This window comes from Arthrobacter sp. JCM 19049, assembly GCF_001310435.1.
In genome coordinates this window covers 1-628 of record NZ_BAXF01000875.1, presented here as the reverse complement: position 1 = coordinate 628, position 628 = coordinate 1, and the positions used below count along the sequence as shown (strand labels likewise).

The window sequence follows — 628 nt, the reverse complement described above, 5'->3', positions numbered from 1 at the left end:
GTGGGCAAGTCCACGCTGCTGCTGGATGTCGCCGCCAAGGCGCCCGCAGCGGGCTGCGGGTGCTCTACCTGACCGGGGAGGAATCAGCCCCACAGGTGAAGTCCCGGGCCGAACGCATCGACGCGGTCGCCGATTCGCTCTACCTGGCCGCGGAAACCGACCTGGCCCTGGCGTTGGGACAGATTGCGGAGATTGACCCGCAGCTGCTGATCCTGGACTCGGTGCAGACCTTCTCCAGCGCGGATGTGGACGGGGCCTCGGGCGGGGTGTCCCAGGTGCGCGAGGTCGCGGCCAGCATCATCAACGCCGCGAAGACCCGGGCCATGACCACCATCATGGTGGGGCACGTGACCAAGGACGGCTCGGTCGCCGGGCCGCGGCTGCTGGAGCACCTGGTGGATGTGGTCTGCCAGTTTGACGGGGAGAAGCATTCGCGGCTGCGGCTGCTGCGCGCCTGAAGAACCGCTACGGGCCGACCGATGAGGTCGGCTGCTTTGACCTGACCGAGGACGGGATCGAGTCCCTGTCGGATCCCTCGCGGCTGTTTGTCACCCGCACCAAGCACCCGGTGCCCGGCACCTGCATCACCGTCACCCTGGAGGGGCGCCGGCCTCTGGTGGCGGAGGTG

General features: G+C 68.8%; 1 pseudogene. It reads left to right on the top strand.

What is annotated here, in order from left to right:
• Positions 1-628: pseudogene (locus JCM19049_RS16860) on the top strand (AAA family ATPase); the annotation flags it as partial.